Below are 14,291 nucleotides of genomic sequence, written 5' to 3'. Positions count from 1 at the left end.
TCTTGTCGCTTTTCTCGCTGTTGCGGATGACCGGGTCGGCGCGCCCGGGCTGCGGCGGGCGGGGGGCGCGGGCGCGGCCGCGCCCCCCCCCCCCCCCCCCCCCCCCCCCCCCCCCCCCCCCCACGCCGGGTCAGAGCCGGTCGAACGGGGCGGCGTAGCGGAACCGGCCGGCGTACTCCGGCCGCCATGCGCTCAGGGTCCGTGCCTGGAAGTAGTCGCCCCATGCGGGGTCCGGGGACTCGATCCCGGTCTCGCCGGCGGCCACGAACCCGAACCGGGAGTAGAGGGCGGGCTCGCCGAGCAGCACGACCACGGGTTCACCGAGCGCGTCGGCGGCGCCGAGGACGGCGTGCATCAGGGCCGCGCCGACGCCGCGCCCCTGGTGCGCGGGGTGGACGCTGAGCGGGCCGAGCCCCAGCGCGGACCGGCCCGCGAGCTGCCCGCGGGTGGCCACCACATGGCCGACCACCTCCGGATCGGCCGGCCCGGACTCGGCCACCAGCGACAGCTCGGGCACCCACCCCGGGTCGGCGCGCAACCACCCGACCAGGGTGGCCTCCCCGGGCGCGCCGTCGGCCTCGACCGACGGCGCGGCGTGCGCGACGCCCGAGAAGGCGGCCGCGGTGACGGCGCGGATGGACGGGACGTCGGACGGGCGTTCCTGCCTGATGAGCATGCGGTCACTGTCGAGGGCGCAGCGCCGGGGGAGCAAGACAAATATCGCCCCGGGGCCGGGCGCCGCGCGGGAGCCCTGGCCGGGCAATCAGCGGTCCCTGGTGAGCAGGGCACGGTCCTCGACGTCCGGCACGGACGGATCCGCCGGCACCTAGGAGACGGCTCCGGCACCTGCCCGCGTGGGACGCACGAGATCGTCGAGGATCCGCGTGAAGCCGGCCTCGCTGACGACGGGGATGCCGTAGGCCGCGGCCTTGCGGGCCTTGCCGGACATCGAGTCGGCGTCGGCGGCGACGACCAGCCGCACCTTCCGGGTGACGGCGGGGCGGGGGACGAGCCCGGCCGCGGCGGCCCGGCGCTCCCACACGTCCCGCGGCTCGTCCATCGCCCCGGTGAAGACGACCTGGTCGCCGGGGCCGAGGGGGTACCGGCCAGGTCGGTCACCGGTCCCGGAGCCCGCCTCGGCGGCGGCAGCCGCGTCCTGGAGGATGCGTCCGGCGTCCGCGGCGGGGACCTCCAGCATGGCGGCGACGGCCTGGAGGTCGGCCAGCTCCGCCGCGTCGAGCACGCCGTCGGCCGAGGCCACGGTGGCCAGCCCGGCGAGGTACTCGCGGTGCAGGGCGGCGGCCTCCGTGCGGCCGATCCCGAGCTGTCCGCACAGCTCGGCGAGCTGGTCGTGCTCGCGGGCGGAGATGTGCCGGTCCAGCAGCGCCCGGTCGACCAGCTCGAGGTACTCCTCCTTCTCCCACGTGGTGATCGGGGTGGTGCGGGCGGCGGCGAGCCGGGCGAGGAAGTGGGTGTCGCGCTCGGCGGAGACGCCCCGCCGCACGGGCCCGGCCCCCGTGGCCGGGATGACCGGCCAGGGTGTGGTCGCGGCGAGCTCGACGACGTCGTCCCAGCCGGGCACGACGTGCCGGGCGCCGCCGGCCAGGTAGATCCTCAGGAGCTCCGCGGCGGCCCGGGCGTCGGCGAGGGCCTCGTGCGCGGAGGCGAGCGCGACGCCGTGGTGCGCGCACGCCCCGGCCAGGGACCGTGGGGCGGTGGGGAAGAGCTGTGCCCCGGTGCGCATCGTGCACAGGGTGGTCGGCTCGATGAGCGGCACGTCGTACCCGGTCGCGGCGAACGCGTGCCAGACGAACCGGCGGTCGAACTGCGCGTTGTGCGCCACGAAGGTGCGTCCGCGCAGCAGCTCGGCGGCGTGGCCGGCGATGTCCTGGAACGACGGCGCGTGGCGGGCGTCGGAGGCGCTGATGCCGTGGATCTGCTGCGGACCGAGGTCTCGTCCCGGGTTGACGAGCGTGGCCCAGGTGTCCTCGATGCGGCCGTCGGGGTCGACCTGGACGACCGCGAGCTCGACGATCCGGTCGTGCCCGCCCGGGAACAACCCGGTGGTCTCCACGTCCACGACGGCGTACCCGGTCACGTGCGTCTCCCCTCGCAGCGGTGTGCAGAACCGGGCAATCGTCGCAGCCGGCCCGGGGCGGCGCAGGGTGTGCCGTGGGTGAAGCGCTGGCGCGGCGGGGTGATCTCGTGCCGGTGGTGGCAGTGGCCCGCTAGGCGGGCCCGGCCGGCGGAGGGCCGCCGAGGGCGTCCAGCAGGGGCGCCCGGCCAGGACCCGCCAGCCACTGGTCGAAGCGCAGCAGGAAGGGGAACGCCGCCCGCAGCCCCGCGAGGTCGGCGCGGCCCGCGAGCCTGCCGTCGTCGACGAGCGCGACCGACCTGGCCAGGACCTCGTCCTGGTCGAGCAGCGCCTGCGGCAGACGGCGGTAGGTGATCGGGCGCCGCGCCGCGCGTGTCAGCCGGTCGGCGATCTCGGTGCCGGTCAGGGCGTCACCGGCGATCTCGACCGTGCGGCCGCCGAACTGGCCGGGTGCGCCGAGGACGGCGGCGGTGACACGGCCGATGTCCTGCACGGCGACGAGCTGCATCGCCTGGTCGGGCCGCATCAGGAACGTCAGCTCGCCCCGCCCGGGGTCGGTCGCGGTCAGCAGGAGCTCCATGAACGTGGCCGGGCGGACCACCGTGGTGGTCATGCCGAGGCCCCGGACGTGCTCCTCGATCCGGCTCTTGACGTCGAAGTGGCGCACGCCGGTCGAGACCGGCCCGGCGGCGATCATCGAGCTGTAGACCAGGTGCCGGGCGCCGCTGTCCTCGGCGGCGTCGGCCACGGCGACGCCGTAACGGACCTCGTCGTCGTGGCTGAGCCCGGCTCCCGCCTGACCCGAGCTCGGCTGCACGCTGAACACGCCGTGCACCCCGGCGAACGCCGCACGCAGCGACCCCGGGTCGGCGAGGTCGCCCCGGACGACCTCGGCCCCCGCCGCGGCCAGCGACCGGGCACGGCTGCCACCCGGGTCCCGCACGACGGCACGGACGGTCCAGCCGGCGGTCAGCAGCGCCGCGCTCACGGCACCACCCTGCTGACCGGTGGCGCCCAGCACGGCGACGGTTCGTCCGGCGTCGGGCCGCCGGGTGGAGGTTCGGGTCCGGGAGTCGCTCATGTCCGGGACCGTAACGGAGCGCCCCGTCCGCCTGGCTAAAGTGAGAGCGGTGACGACCGAAGTGAGAGCGCGGTTGCGTTCGGACGCCCGGGACAACCGCGAGCGCATCGTCGCCGTCGCCCGTGCCGCGTTCGCGGACGGCGGCCTGGACGTGCCCGTCCGGGAGATCGCCCGGCGGGCCGAGGTCGGTCCGGCCACGGTCTACCGGCACTTCGCGACCAAGGAGGCGCTGCTGGCCGAGGTCTTCGCGGCCCAGATGGCGTCGTGCGCCGAGATCGTGCGCCGGGGGCGGGCCGCCGGCGACCCGTGGCGCGGCCTGAGCCTGGTGGTCGAGGAGCTGATGGCGGTCCACGCCCTCGACAAGGGTTTCGCGCGGGCCTTCACCTCCCGGATGTCCGAGCCCGCCGAGCTCGCCGCCGAGCGCGACCGCACGCTCGCGGCGCTGCGCGAGCTGGTGCGGCAGGCGAAGGAGGCCGGTGCGCTGCGCGCGGACTTCGTGCTGGAGGACATCAACCTCGCCCTGCTGGCCAACGAGGGGATCCGTGCGGACACCCCCGAGATGCGGCTGGCCGCGTCACGCCGGTTCGCCGCCCTGATGCTGCAGTCCTTCCAGGCCCGCCCGGTCGCGGCCCCGCTGCTCCCGGCGGTCCGGCTGCCGCCGGCCCAGGGGTAGCCGGGCGGCCCTACAGGTGCTCGGTGTAGAACGCCGCGAGCCGCTCGGTGGCCGCGTCGACGTACTCGGGCACGTCGTACATCTCGTAGTGCCCGGCGCCCTCGACCACCATGAGGTCGACCGGGTTGGGCGCCATCTCCCACAGCCGCATGCCGGACTCGTAGGAGCCCGTGGTGCCGCGCCGTCCGGCGAGGACCACCTGGAGCGGCTGGGTCATGAGCTGGTCGACCAGGTGGAACGCGTCGTAGCCCAGCAGCAGCGAGTCGCCGCGGGAGAGCCGCCGGTTGGTCGAGCGCTCGTGCCCGCCCCGTGGGGTGCGGTAGTAGGTGATCGCCTGCGTCGTGTCGAGGTCGGTCGTGCCGGCAGCCGCGGCGTCCTCCAGCGTGTCGGGGAGCCAGGCGTCGCGGCCCAGCTCGCCGGTGCGGTTCTCCTGGGTGCGGGCCTTCGCCATGGCGTCGAGCGCGGCGACCGGGCCGTCCGGCTGGAAGCCGCGGAACGACGTGCCCATGTTGCCCGGGACCACCGTGCCGACGGCCTTGATGCGGTGGTCCGTGCGGGCGGTGTGCACCGCGTAGCCGCCGCCCGCGCAGATCCCGAGCACGCCGATGCGCTCCGGGTCGATGCCGGGCAGCGTGCCCAGCGCGTCGATCGCGTACGAGATGTCCTCGCCGCGGCGGTAGGGATCCTCGAGGTCGCGCGGCTCGCCGCCGCTCCGACCCTGGTGGGCGGGGTCGAACACGAGCGCCGCGAGGCCCCGGGCGGCCAGCCGGGCGGCGTAGTTCGCGCCGATCTGCTCCTTCACGCTGCTGCCCGGGGTGGAGAGCACCACGGCGCGCAGGGGCGTGGCGTCCCGGTCGTCGGGGAGGTAGAGGTCGGCGGCGAGCTCGATCGGCCCGCGGGGGATGGTCAGGTGCTGCATGGGTGGAGAACCTCTCGTTCCATGGTGTGCTAGTTCAAAATGGAGAGTAGTACAGTTCTGAACTAACATCACGGTAGCACCCCGCACCACCCGGACCGAGGAGGGCACATGGCGGTCGACGCCGCACAGCTCTGGACCCTGAACCACCGCCTGCTCACCGCCGTGCTGGACGAGGCCGGCACCCAGCTCGAGGAGCTCGGGCTGGAGCCGAAGGAGTTCTTCGTGCTCGCCGAGGTCGCGGCGTCGCCGCACCCTGCCCGGCTCGCGAAGGAGCTGGTGATACCCAAGGCGAGCGTGACCGTGTACGTGCGCAACCTGGTCGCCAAGGGCTTCTTGCGCCGTGAGATCGACGACGCCGACCTGCGGCGCCACCGCCTGGTGCTCACCGACGACGGCGTCGCCGCACGCGACCGCTCGTTCGCGGCGCTCGCGGCGGCGTTCGACCGCAGGCTCGCACGCATCGCGCCTGGCGACCGCGCCGAGCTGGCCCGCATCCTGACGGCGCTGCTCGAACCCGCCACGCCGCTCGAGCCGGCCCCGGAGGTGTCGCGGTGAGCGCCGGCGAGCGCCCGACGCGGCCGTGGACCGAGGCCGAGCTGGCCCTGCTCGACCGGGCCGAGCTGATCCGCGTGGCGGGCGCGCGCGACGACGGCACCCTGCGCCCCTTCGTGACCATCGGGCACGTCCGGCTCGGCCGGGACGAGCTCGTCCGCTCGCTCCACGGGCCCGGCGGCGCCTGGTACCGCGCCGCGACACGGTCCGGTCACGGCCAGGTCGACGTCGCCGGGCAGCGCATCGCCGTCGCCTTCCTGCCCGACGTCGGCCGCGCCGCGGAGGTCGACCGGGCCCTGCGCGCCCGGTACGGCAACGACTCTGGCGTCCGCCGGATGACCAGCGACCCGGCGCGGACGGCCACGCTCCGGATGGTCCCGCTGGCGTAGTCCTTCGCCGGGGACTCTTTCATGAGGGCGGATGAATACGTGCAGGAATGGGTGAAAAACGGCAGGCCGGGTTCTATTTTAATGTGGAGTGATTCAATCTCCATGTGGACGGATTAAACCCGTTTCTTGTGCGTGAAGTGCGTGTGAACAACGGTCGAAGCGCTTGAGAGGCCTCATTTTTTCTCGGCATGATGAAAGCCATTCGCCGAGACAAGAACTGAGGGGTCATCGTGAATCATCAGTCCGTTGTCACCGTGCCCGGCCTGCTCGCGGCCCGGGCACAGGAGCGGCCCGACGCGACCGCGATCGAGCTCGTCGGTGCAGGCCGGCTCAGCTACGGGGAGTGGGACCGGCGCTCGCACGCGGTCGGCCACGGCCTCGTCGCCAGGGGCGTCCGGCCTGGGGACCGCGTCGTCGTCCGCGCGTCGGCCGACTGGATCGCCTTCGCGGTCGGGTACGCCGGCGTGCAGGCCGCCGGGGCGATCGCCGTCCCCGTGCTGGCGTCCAGCAGCGACGAGTACATCGCTCGCGTCCACGCGGAGGCCGGGGCGGTCGGCGTGCTCGGCGACGCCGTGCCCGGGTGCCCGGGCTGGTCCCTCGCCGTGCACCAGATCGAGGCGGGACAGCCGGCCGGCCCGACCGGGGTGCCGGTGAGCGGCGAGGACGACGCCGAGATCCTCTTCACCTCCGGCACGACCGGGCGGCCCAAGGGCGTCGTGTCCACGCACGGCAACCTCACGTACGCGATCCGCCAGCGCGTCCCGGACGGGGCGGCCGCGACCCAGGTGCGCACCGTCCTGCACGCGCTGCCGCCCGCGACCAACGCGGGCCAGTCCCTCCTGGTCCAGACGCTCAGCGCGGCGCCGCACACCATGATCGTGCTCGAGAAGTTCGACGCCGGCACCCTGCTGCGTACCGCCCAGCAGGTCAGGCCGGACGACATCGTGCTCGTCCCCGCCTACGCGCTGGCTCTCCTGCGGGCCACGGCGCGGTTCGACCTGAGCGGCGTGCGGCAGGTGCGCACGACGAGCGCGCCGATCTCGGCCGCGACGCTGGCCAGGCTGGCCGAGCTGTTCCCGCAGGCGAGCATCGTCAACATGTACACCTCGACCGAGAGCTGGCCCGCGCGCCTGCGGATGCGCTTCGACCCGGGCCGCCCGTTCTCGCTCGGCCGGGCGCACGGGCGCAGCGAGGTGCGTGTCGTCGACGCGTCCGGCGCGCCGGTGGCGGCAGGCACCTCGGGTGCGGTGCAGCTCCGGATCGACGGCGTGCGTCCGCGCCGCTACTGGAACGACCCGGACGCCACCGCGCGCGTCTTCGGGTCGGACCGGTGGGTGAGCACCGGAGACGTGGGCCGCCTGGACGAGGAGGGGTACTTCTACCTGGAGGACCGCAGCGCCGACACGGTGAACGTCGGCGGACGGAACGTGTCCACGCTCGCCGCCGAGGGCGTCCTGGAGGAGCACCCCGACGTGGAGGAGGCAGCGGCGTTCGGTGTGCCGCACCCGACGCTCGGCCAGTACCTCGTCGCCACCGTGATCGGCTCCGGCGACCTCGACCCGGACGAGGTGCGCTCCTTCGCCGCCGCGCGGCTGGGGGAGTCGGACGCACCCAAGCGGGTCGTCCGGGTCGAGCACCTGCCCCGCAACGCCCTGGGCAAGGTCGTCAAGCGCGATCTGGCCCGGACCTTCTCCGCGCTGCTCGCTCGGGAGACCGGTCAGACGGCGCCGGCGAGCGCCACGGAACGCGCGGTGGCGGCGATCTGGGCACGGGCCCTGGACACCGACGCCACCTCGATCGGCCCGGACGCCGAGTGGCTGTCGCTCGGCGGGTCGTCGCTCGAGGCGGCCGAGGTCGCGCTGCTCGTCGCCGACGAGCTCGGGCGCGACGTGCCCGAGCGGGTGCTGCACACCAACCCGACGCTGCGCGCCTACGCCTCCGCGGTGGACGACGCACCGCAGGCTCAGCAGAGCCTGCTGCGACCCATCGCCCGCGCCGCCCGCGGGGTGGCCGGATGAGCACCCTGCACACCGCGACGCACTACCAGCGGTCCCTCTACGGGGCGACCGGCGGGCGCGCCTCCGGCGTCACCGTGGGCGCAGCCGTCCGGATGCGCGGACACACCGACCCCCGCCGCGTCCGCGCCGCGCTCGACGCGCTCACCGCCCGCCACGAGGCCCTGCGCACCACGCTGACCCGGCCCGGCACGAGCACCGCCGCGCACCAGGTGGTCGGCGAGCACGCGCCACCGGACCTGCGCGAGGTCAGCCTCGCCACGGTCGAGCCGAGGGAGCGCGAGGCCGCCTGTGCCGCGCTCCTGCAGGCGGAGCTGCGGCGACCGTTCGTGCTGGCGGACAGCCCGCTCGTCCGGGCGCTGCTGGTCACCCTCGCCGACGACGACCGGGTGTTCGCCGTGATCGGGCACCACGCGATCATGGACGGCTGGTCCGCGGGCGTGATCCGCGACGACTTCCGGTACCTGTACGAGCACGGACCCGGTGCCCCGCTCGCTCCGCCCGCCCTCCATCTCGCCGACTACGCCGCCTGGGAGGCCGAGCTGTCCGACGACCCCGCGACGCGGGAGCACTGGCGCGCGGTCCTGGCCGACGCCCGTCCCCGCCTCTCGTTCCCCCGGGAGACGCCGGCCGTCGGGACCCTCGCCCGCACCACACCGCATCCGCTCCCGCTCGACCACGGCCCGGCCCTCGACGCGCTGCGTCCGCTGATGGCCGAGCACCGGGCGAGCACGACCGCCGTCCTGCTGGCGGCGCTCGCGGCGGCCCTGCGGGACCACGCGACGGACGAGCGGATCACGGTCGGCGTCATGCGCTCGAACCGCCGGCAGCGCGAGGTCCGCGCGACGGTCGGGTTCCTCGCCGGGCACGTGCCGGTCACGGTGGACCTGTCCGGGGACCCGTCGTGCGCCACGCTCGTCGGGCGCGCGGCCGACGCCTACGACCGTGCGATCACGCGCCCGGCACCGGCGGGCGTGCTCCGCGCGTCCCTGCCCGACGTCGGCCCCGGCCCCCTGTTCGACGTCTCGTTGAACTACAGCGCGGGTGAGCGCCGGCCCGACGCGGTCGTCACCGGTGCCGGCACCACGTTCTCGCCGTTCGACCTCGCCCACGAGGAGCCCACCGACCACCCCTGGTGGGACGGCGCCTCGTTGCTGGACTTCCAGGTCAGGTCCGACCCGGCCGGCCGGTTCGCGGGCGTGCTCGTGGCCGACGCCACGGTGTTCGGCGACCGGGCGGCGGCCCGGTTCGCCGGCCGCTTCACGGCCGCGCTGCGCAGGGTGGCCGAGCACCCCGGGGACCGCCTCGACGACCTCGGTGCGACCCGGGAACCGGTCCGATGAGCGCCGTCACCGTGGGCGCCGAGGTGCTGCCCGCCACCTACCTCCAGCAGGAGTGGGTCGCGGCGGTCGGCGCGGAGGAGTCCAACCACAACATCCCGCACGCGATCGAGATCACCGGGCCCCTGGACCTCGACCACCTGTCCGCGGTGCTGGCGGCACTGGTGGACCGGCACGAGACCCTGCGCACGGCCTTCGCCCGCACGGCGGACGGCATCGCGCAGCGGGTCACGGCGCCGTTCCGTCCCGGGTGGGAGCTCGAGGACCTCTCCCACCTGCCGCGACCGGCGCGCCGCGCCGCGCTCGAACGGCTCGCGGTCCGGCGGTGCGAGCGGACGACCGACCTGTTCACCCCGCCGCTCTGGTCGGCGGTCGTGGTCCGGATGGCTCCCGGGCACCACGTCCTGCTGACCGTCTGGCACCACGCCGTCTTCGACGGCTGGTCCAACGCGGTGCTCCTGCGCGACGTGCACCAGCTCTACCGCGCCCGGCTCGACCCGACGTACCCGCCGCCGGCCGCGGTGCAGGTCCAGCCCGGCGACTACGCCGCGCACGAGCGCACCATCGGCCTCGGGGCGCACGCCGGGTTCTGGGGCGAGCAGTCCGCGGCCGACCCGCCACGCCTGCCCCGGGAACGCACGCGCCCGGACGATCCGCTGTGGCTGGAGGCGCACCCCCTGCCGCTGTTGGGCGCGGAGACGACCGGTTCCCTGCTCCGGATCGGCGCCCGGCACGGCGCCAAGCCGGCCAGCACCCTGCGCGCCCTGGTCCTGGCGTCGCTCACGCCCTACCTCGGCGACGACGTGACGATCGGGTGCGTCACGGCCAACCGGGACGTGCCCGGGCTGGCGCACACCCTCGGTCTCGTGAGCGACCACGTGCCCGTCCGGGTCGACCTGCGGGACGACCCGTCGTTCGGCCGGCTCGCCGGGCGCGTCCACGAGGCGACCCGGCAGGCGCACCGGCACCGGGTCCCGGTCGGGGTGCTGCGCCACGAGCTGCCCGGGGCGGCCCGGCGGGGCGGCTCGTTGTTCGACATCTCGATCAACTACCTGCCGCACGCCCCGGGCCGTGCCGCGACGATCACCGTCCCGGACGGCGGCACGGTCACGATGCGGCAGCTGACGCTGCCGACCACCGTGCTCCGGCCGCGGATGGCGACGGCGTTCAGCGGCGCCGTGCCGCTCGGCTTCCAGCTCCACCACGCGCACGAGGGTCATGTCTCCGGCGACCTGTGGGCGCACCGTCCCGCGTTCGCCTCGCGGACGATCGACGAGCTGACGGGGAACCTCGGCCGGACGGCGCGCGAGGTGCTCGCCGCACCCGGGCGCGGGATCCGGGGCCTCGCCGTCCGGGGGAGGGGGTGAGCACGGGCCGTACCCCGCACTAGGCCGCCATCGCGAGCCGCTGGTGGGCCGCCCACTCCTTCGCGGCGGCGGCTACGGGCAGCTCGGGGTCGAGGAGCCAGGCGGTCTCCAGGCCGTTGATGAACGCGATGATCTCGATCGCCTTGAGACGGGTGTCGACGTAGGCCCGGATCTCGCCGCGGTCCTGGGCGGCGGCCAGGACCGCGGCGACCCGGTCGACGGTTACGTGGTACCGGCCGGCCAGGCGAGGGTGGAGCACGCCGTCGTCGCCGAGGTTCTCGACGACCAGCACGGTGTGCATGCCCACCGAGTGGGAGTGGCTGGCCCACCGGGTGACGTTGTGCGCGATGACGTCGAGGATGCCCAGGCCCACGTCGGTGTCGTGCCACAGGATCTCGTCCTCGGCGTCGTCGCGGCGGTCCAGCACCGCGTGGAGCAGGGCCTCCTTGCTCGAGTAGTGATACAGGAGGCCGCTCTGCGAGACGCCCGCCTCGGCGGCGATCTCGGCGAGGTTGGTGCCGCGGGACCCGTTGCGCGCCACGAGGCGGGTGGCGGCGTCGACGATCAGCTCTCGGCGGGCCTTGCCCTTGGCCGACAGGGAGATCTTGGGCGCGCCCGTCTCCCGCGCCCCCTGAAGCTGGTCCTGATCTGTCATGTCCATCTCCTGTCGTCCACTTTTTGCGGGCCTTTCCGTGCGCGATGTTCCTTACTTCACGGCGCCCTGAAGAAGGGCTTTGACGAAGTGTCGCTGAAAGAAGAGGAATACCAGCAGGGAGGGTGCGATGATCAGCAGCGAACCGGCGCACAGCAGTGCGATGTTCGTCCCGTGCTCACCCTGGAAAGCACCCAGGCCCCCCGCAACCGTACGCATCGTCGGGTCGTCGACCAGGACGAGCGGCAGCAGGTACTGGTTCCAGGTCGCCAGGAAGAACAGGATCGTGAGCGCCGACAGCGCCGGCACCGCGAGCGGCAGCTGGACCCGGCGGAAGATCTGCCACGTGGAGGCGCCGTCGAGCTTGGCCGCCTCGGTCAGGGCGGTCTCCATGGTGCGGAAGCTTGCCCGCATCCAGAACACCCCGAACGGCATGAGCAGCCCGATGAGCGGCAGGATGACGGCCCACCGGGTACCGAGCAGCCCCATGTCGCGGAGGTTGTAGTAGAGCGGGGTGATGAGCGCCTCGAACGGCAGCGTCAGGCCGACGAGCAGGAGCACCTCCACGAACCTGCCGCCGGGCACGTCGAGCTGTGCGAGCGCGTACCCGGCCGCGGCGGCCATGGCGACGGCAGCGGGGACGACGCCGAGCACGATCAGGACGCTCGACCGGAACAGCGCGAGGAAGTTCGCCGAGGTCCAGGCGTCCGCGAAGTTGCTCCACTGCGGATCCTCGGGCCAGGCGAGGCCGGGCGGCGTGCTGTTCTGCGGTGCGAGTGCGGCGGTGAGCATGCTGAGCAGGGGCAGGATCGCGAACAGCATGAGGGCCAGGAGGATGACGGCCCGGGTGACGCGGTCGTGGACGGGTGAGGAGACGGCGCTCATTCGTGCCTCCCGATGCGCTGGATGGGCCAGATGACGAGCAGGACGAGCGCCGCGAGGAGCACGGCCAGGGCCGAGGCCTGGCCGATCCGCTGTTCCAGGAAGGTGAGCCGGTAGATCTCCACGCCGGGCACCATCGTCTGGTAGCCGGGGCCACCCTGGGTCGCGATCTGGACCACGTCGAAGCTGGCCAGTGCGGCGATGGTGCCGATGGTCGCGCAGACGGCGATCTCCTGCCGGAGCCCGGGAAGCGTGACCGCGAAGAACTCGCCCACGCGGCCCGCGCCGTCCAGGCGGGCGGCCTCGTAGAGCGACGGGTCGATCTTGCCGATGCCGGACAGCAGCAGGACCGTGCAGAACCCGAACGACAGCCAGAACCCGATGACGCCGACCGCCGGCAGGGCGAACGTGAAGTCCCCGAGCCACGCGCGGGTCACGGACCCGAGGCCTACGGCCCGGAGCGTCTGGTTGACGAGCCCGTCGGTGGAGAACATCCACGTCCAGGCGATGCCCGCCGCCACGGGCGGCAGGACCTGCGGGACGAACAGCACCACCCGGGCGGTGGTGCTGAACGCCCCGGCGCGCAGCTCCCGGACGAGGCTCGCCGCGACGAGCCCCAGGCCGACCGGAAGAGCGGCGTAGAAGAAGATGAGGACGAACGCGTGCGCGACCGACCCGAGCAGCTCTGGCTCGGTGAAGACGGCCACCCAGTTGTCCAGGCCCGCCGGGGTGGCGGGGCCGATGCCGTCCCACTCGTAGAACGAGAACTGGACGGACTGCCCCAGCGGGTACAGGACGAACGCCGTGTACATGGCCAGGGCGGGTGCGACCCAGAGCAGGGTGCTCCACCGCCGCGCCGGGCGGCGACGTCGGGCAGGACGCGGGGGAGGGGGCGACTCCTCTGCCTCGGGGGCCGGCCGCAGGGCGGTCGAGCCGCGGGGGTACCTGGACATCTACTCCTCCGCCTCGTTCTCGTAGTCCGCCTGGATCGCCGCCGAGAACTCGGCCGGCGACGTCTTCCCGGACACGAGCAGCTGTGTCTGCGGGATCAGGGTGCTGGCGTGCATCGACGCCGTCGAGTTCGACATGAAGTCGACCAGGCCGTCGCTCTCCAGCAGGGTCTGGAACGACTCGACGGTGCCGGCGACGAGGGATCCGGGCTCGGAGTCCGGCGCCGGTGCGTCCGCCGGGCCGCCGGGCGGCAGGCCGAGGAGGTCGAGGGTGCTCTGACGAGCGCCGGGGTCCGTCTGGACGAAGTCCAGGAACGCGGCCGCCACGTCGCGCTGGGCGGCCTTGGTAGGAATGGCCAGCACGCCGGCGGCCGTCATCGCGGTCACGGGGTCGCCGGCCTTCTCGGGCGGGAAGAGGAAGAACCCGATCTCGCCCTTCCCGGTCTCCTGGAGTGTCGGCGCCTGCCAGTTCCCGCTCGGGAAGAAGACGCCCTCACCCTCCGCGAACCGGGCGGGTGCCTGCGTCTGGTCGATGCTGTTGACGTCTGCGGGCAGGTAGCCCTCCTGGCCCCAGCGCTGGAGCGTGGCGGCGGCGTCGACCAGCGCGGGCGTGTCGATGTTCGCGCCCGGCGTGTTGTAGTTCCAGTCCTGGACCACCTGGGTGCCGCCCGCATAGTTCATCTGGAGGTTCTGCAGCGGATAGGCCAGCCCGCCGTCCTTGCCGTTGACCATCATCGGCAGCAGGCCGGCGTCCTTCGCCTTCTGCAGGCTCTCCTCGAAGGCGTCGAGGGTGGCCGGCGGCTCGGTCATCCCGATCCGGGCCGCGAGGGCCGTGTTGTAGTACACGCCCGTCAGGCCGAACCCTGGCCCGGCACCGTACAGGTGCCCGGTGCCGCGCTGCCGGCCGTCCTCCCCGACGCGGGTGGAGGCGAACTGCGACTGGGGCCACTCGGTCCATCCGTACGCCTCGGCGTACGGGTCGAGGTTGGTCAGGAGCCCGTCCTCGACCAGGTTGCCGAAGGACGCGAGCCGGACCAGGTCGGGCACCTCGGTGCCCGAGATCAGCCGGGGGACGTTCGTGGTCAGGTTGTTGAAGTCCTCACCGGTGACCTGCACGGTCACGGTCGGGTGCTCGTCCTGGAAGGCCTGGCCGAGCTTCTCGTAGAGCGCCACGTCGGGGGTGGAGACGAGCACCTGCAGCGTCACCGGCGTGTCGCCGATGCTGGTGCTCACGCTCTCCGGCGTGTCGGACAGGGGGCTCTGCGCGCCCGGCGCGCCGCACGAGGCCAGGAGCGCGACGAGGGCGACGGGCAACGCTGCCCGGTGGGCCGGCCGGCGGCTTCGCCGGGACAGGGTGGTGGTAGGCATGACAGCTC

The 14,291-nt window shown here is 73.9% G+C and carries 14 protein-coding genes; 6 read left to right on the top strand and 8 right to left on the bottom strand.

Features of this window, described 5'->3' with window-relative positions; all coding sequences use genetic code 11:
- Positions 1-130: 130 nt before the first annotated feature.
- From ACIG47_RS09525 to ACIG47_RS09515, 3 genes are all read right to left on the bottom strand, one after another.
- The gene (locus ACIG47_RS09525; protein ID WP_397430589.1) at positions 131-676 is read right to left on the bottom strand and encodes a GNAT family N-acetyltransferase; all 546 of its coding nucleotides are present in this window, start codon (positions 674-676) and stop codon (positions 131-133) included.
- 150 nt (positions 677-826) lie between these two features.
- Positions 827-2,098, bottom strand: coding sequence for an exonuclease domain-containing protein (locus ACIG47_RS09520; protein WP_397430588.1), 1,272 nt, complete (start codon positions 2,096-2,098; stop codon positions 827-829).
- 130 nt (positions 2,099-2,228) lie between these two features.
- Positions 2,229-3,176: an NmrA/HSCARG family protein gene (locus ACIG47_RS09515; RefSeq protein WP_397430587.1), complete on the bottom strand. Its 948-nt coding sequence runs from the start codon at positions 3,174-3,176 to the stop codon at positions 2,229-2,231.
- A gap of 49 nt (positions 3,177-3,225) precedes the next feature.
- Here ACIG47_RS09515 and ACIG47_RS09510 point away from each other — a divergent pair, with 49 nt between their 5' ends.
- Positions 3,226-3,849: a TetR/AcrR family transcriptional regulator gene (locus ACIG47_RS09510; protein ID WP_397430586.1), complete on the top strand. Its 624-nt coding sequence runs from the start codon at positions 3,226-3,228 to the stop codon at positions 3,847-3,849.
- A gap of 10 nt (positions 3,850-3,859) precedes the next feature.
- Here the strand turns inward: ACIG47_RS09510 and ACIG47_RS09505 are convergent, their stop codons facing one another.
- The gene (locus tag ACIG47_RS09505; RefSeq protein ID WP_397430585.1) at positions 3,860-4,768 is read right to left on the bottom strand and encodes an alpha/beta hydrolase; all 909 of its coding nucleotides are present in this window, start codon (positions 4,766-4,768) and stop codon (positions 3,860-3,862) included.
- Between the two features lie 108 nt (positions 4,769-4,876).
- On the opposite strand from ACIG47_RS09505, the gene ACIG47_RS09500 reads away from it, so the two are divergent.
- From ACIG47_RS09500 to ACIG47_RS09480, 5 genes are all read left to right on the top strand, one after another.
- Positions 4,877-5,323 carry a MarR family winged helix-turn-helix transcriptional regulator gene (locus tag ACIG47_RS09500; RefSeq protein WP_397430584.1) on the top strand — a complete coding sequence of 149 codons (447 nt, stop codon included), beginning with the start codon at positions 4,877-4,879 and terminating at the stop codon, positions 5,321-5,323.
- Positions 5,320-5,709 carry a DUF2255 family protein gene (locus ACIG47_RS09495; RefSeq protein ID WP_397430583.1) on the top strand — a complete coding sequence of 130 codons (390 nt, stop codon included), beginning with the start codon at positions 5,320-5,322 and terminating at the stop codon, positions 5,707-5,709. The genes ACIG47_RS09500 and ACIG47_RS09495 overlap by 4 nt, the downstream gene beginning before the upstream one ends.
- Positions 5,710-5,939: 230 nt before the next feature.
- Positions 5,940-7,727, top strand: coding sequence for an AMP-binding protein (locus tag ACIG47_RS09490; RefSeq protein WP_397430582.1), 1,788 nt, complete (start codon positions 5,940-5,942; stop codon positions 7,725-7,727).
- A complete protein-coding gene (locus tag ACIG47_RS09485) occupies positions 7,724-9,067 on the top strand; it encodes a condensation domain-containing protein (RefSeq protein WP_397430581.1) in 1,344 nt (447 codons plus the stop codon). Before ACIG47_RS09490 ends, ACIG47_RS09485 begins: the two co-directional genes overlap by 4 nt.
- Positions 9,064-10,431, top strand: a complete 1,368-nt coding sequence (locus ACIG47_RS09480) for a condensation domain-containing protein (protein ID WP_397430580.1) — start codon at positions 9,064-9,066, stop codon at positions 10,429-10,431. Before ACIG47_RS09485 ends, ACIG47_RS09480 begins: the two co-directional genes overlap by 4 nt.
- Positions 10,432-10,450: 19 nt before the next feature.
- Here the strand turns inward: ACIG47_RS09480 and ACIG47_RS09475 are convergent, their stop codons facing one another.
- The 4 genes from ACIG47_RS09475 to ACIG47_RS09460 are packed head-to-tail and all read right to left on the bottom strand — an operon-like array spanning position 10,451 to position 14,283.
- Positions 10,451-11,086 (bottom strand): TetR/AcrR family transcriptional regulator, encoded by a 636-nt coding sequence (locus ACIG47_RS09475; RefSeq protein WP_397430579.1) that lies wholly within the window; start codon positions 11,084-11,086, stop codon positions 10,451-10,453.
- 51 nt (positions 11,087-11,137) lie between these two features.
- Positions 11,138-11,968 carry a carbohydrate ABC transporter permease gene (locus tag ACIG47_RS09470; protein WP_397430578.1) on the bottom strand — a complete coding sequence of 277 codons (831 nt, stop codon included), beginning with the start codon at positions 11,966-11,968 and terminating at the stop codon, positions 11,138-11,140.
- Positions 11,965-12,918, bottom strand: coding sequence for a carbohydrate ABC transporter permease (locus ACIG47_RS09465; RefSeq protein ID WP_397430577.1), 954 nt, complete (start codon positions 12,916-12,918; stop codon positions 11,965-11,967). Before ACIG47_RS09465 ends, ACIG47_RS09470 begins: the two co-directional genes overlap by 4 nt.
- Positions 12,919-14,283, bottom strand: coding sequence for an ABC transporter substrate-binding protein (locus ACIG47_RS09460; RefSeq protein WP_397430576.1), 1,365 nt, complete (start codon positions 14,281-14,283; stop codon positions 12,919-12,921).
- Between the last annotated feature and the right edge of the window lie 8 nt (positions 14,284-14,291).

Origin of the sequence: Promicromonospora sp. NPDC052451 (genome assembly GCF_044547525.1) — a bacterium.
In the GTDB taxonomy this organism is placed as follows: domain Bacteria; phylum Actinomycetota; class Actinomycetes; order Actinomycetales; family Cellulomonadaceae; genus Promicromonospora.
Note: the sequence above shows the minus strand (reverse complement) of the source record. Positions and strands in the feature narration are given on the sequence as shown.

Excerpts from the sequence above, each read along its gene's own strand:
- ACIG47_RS09525 (WP_397430589.1), bottom strand. The coding sequence starts at position 676 with ATGCTCATCAGGCAGGAACGCCCGTCCGACGTCCCGTCCATCCGCGCC.
- ACIG47_RS09515 (WP_397430587.1), bottom strand. The coding sequence starts at position 3,176 with ATGAGCGACTCCCGGACCCGAACCTCCACCCGGCGGCCCGACGCCGGA.
- ACIG47_RS09505 (WP_397430585.1), bottom strand. The coding sequence starts at position 4,768 with ATGCAGCACCTGACCATCCCCCGCGGGCCGATCGAGCTCGCCGCCGAC.
- ACIG47_RS09500 (WP_397430584.1), top strand. The coding sequence starts at position 4,877 with ATGGCGGTCGACGCCGCACAGCTCTGGACCCTGAACCACCGCCTGCTC.
- ACIG47_RS09485 (WP_397430581.1), top strand. The coding sequence starts at position 7,724 with ATGAGCACCCTGCACACCGCGACGCACTACCAGCGGTCCCTCTACGGG.
- ACIG47_RS09480 (WP_397430580.1), top strand. The coding sequence starts at position 9,064 with ATGAGCGCCGTCACCGTGGGCGCCGAGGTGCTGCCCGCCACCTACCTC.
- ACIG47_RS09475 (WP_397430579.1), bottom strand. The coding sequence starts at position 11,086 with ATGACAGATCAGGACCAGCTTCAGGGGGCGCGGGAGACGGGCGCGCCC.
- ACIG47_RS09470 (WP_397430578.1), bottom strand. The coding sequence starts at position 11,968 with ATGAGCGCCGTCTCCTCACCCGTCCACGACCGCGTCACCCGGGCCGTC.
- ACIG47_RS09465 (WP_397430577.1), bottom strand. The coding sequence starts at position 12,918 with ATGTCCAGGTACCCCCGCGGCTCGACCGCCCTGCGGCCGGCCCCCGAG.
- ACIG47_RS09460 (WP_397430576.1), bottom strand. The coding sequence starts at position 14,283 with ATGCCTACCACCACCCTGTCCCGGCGAAGCCGCCGGCCGGCCCACCGG.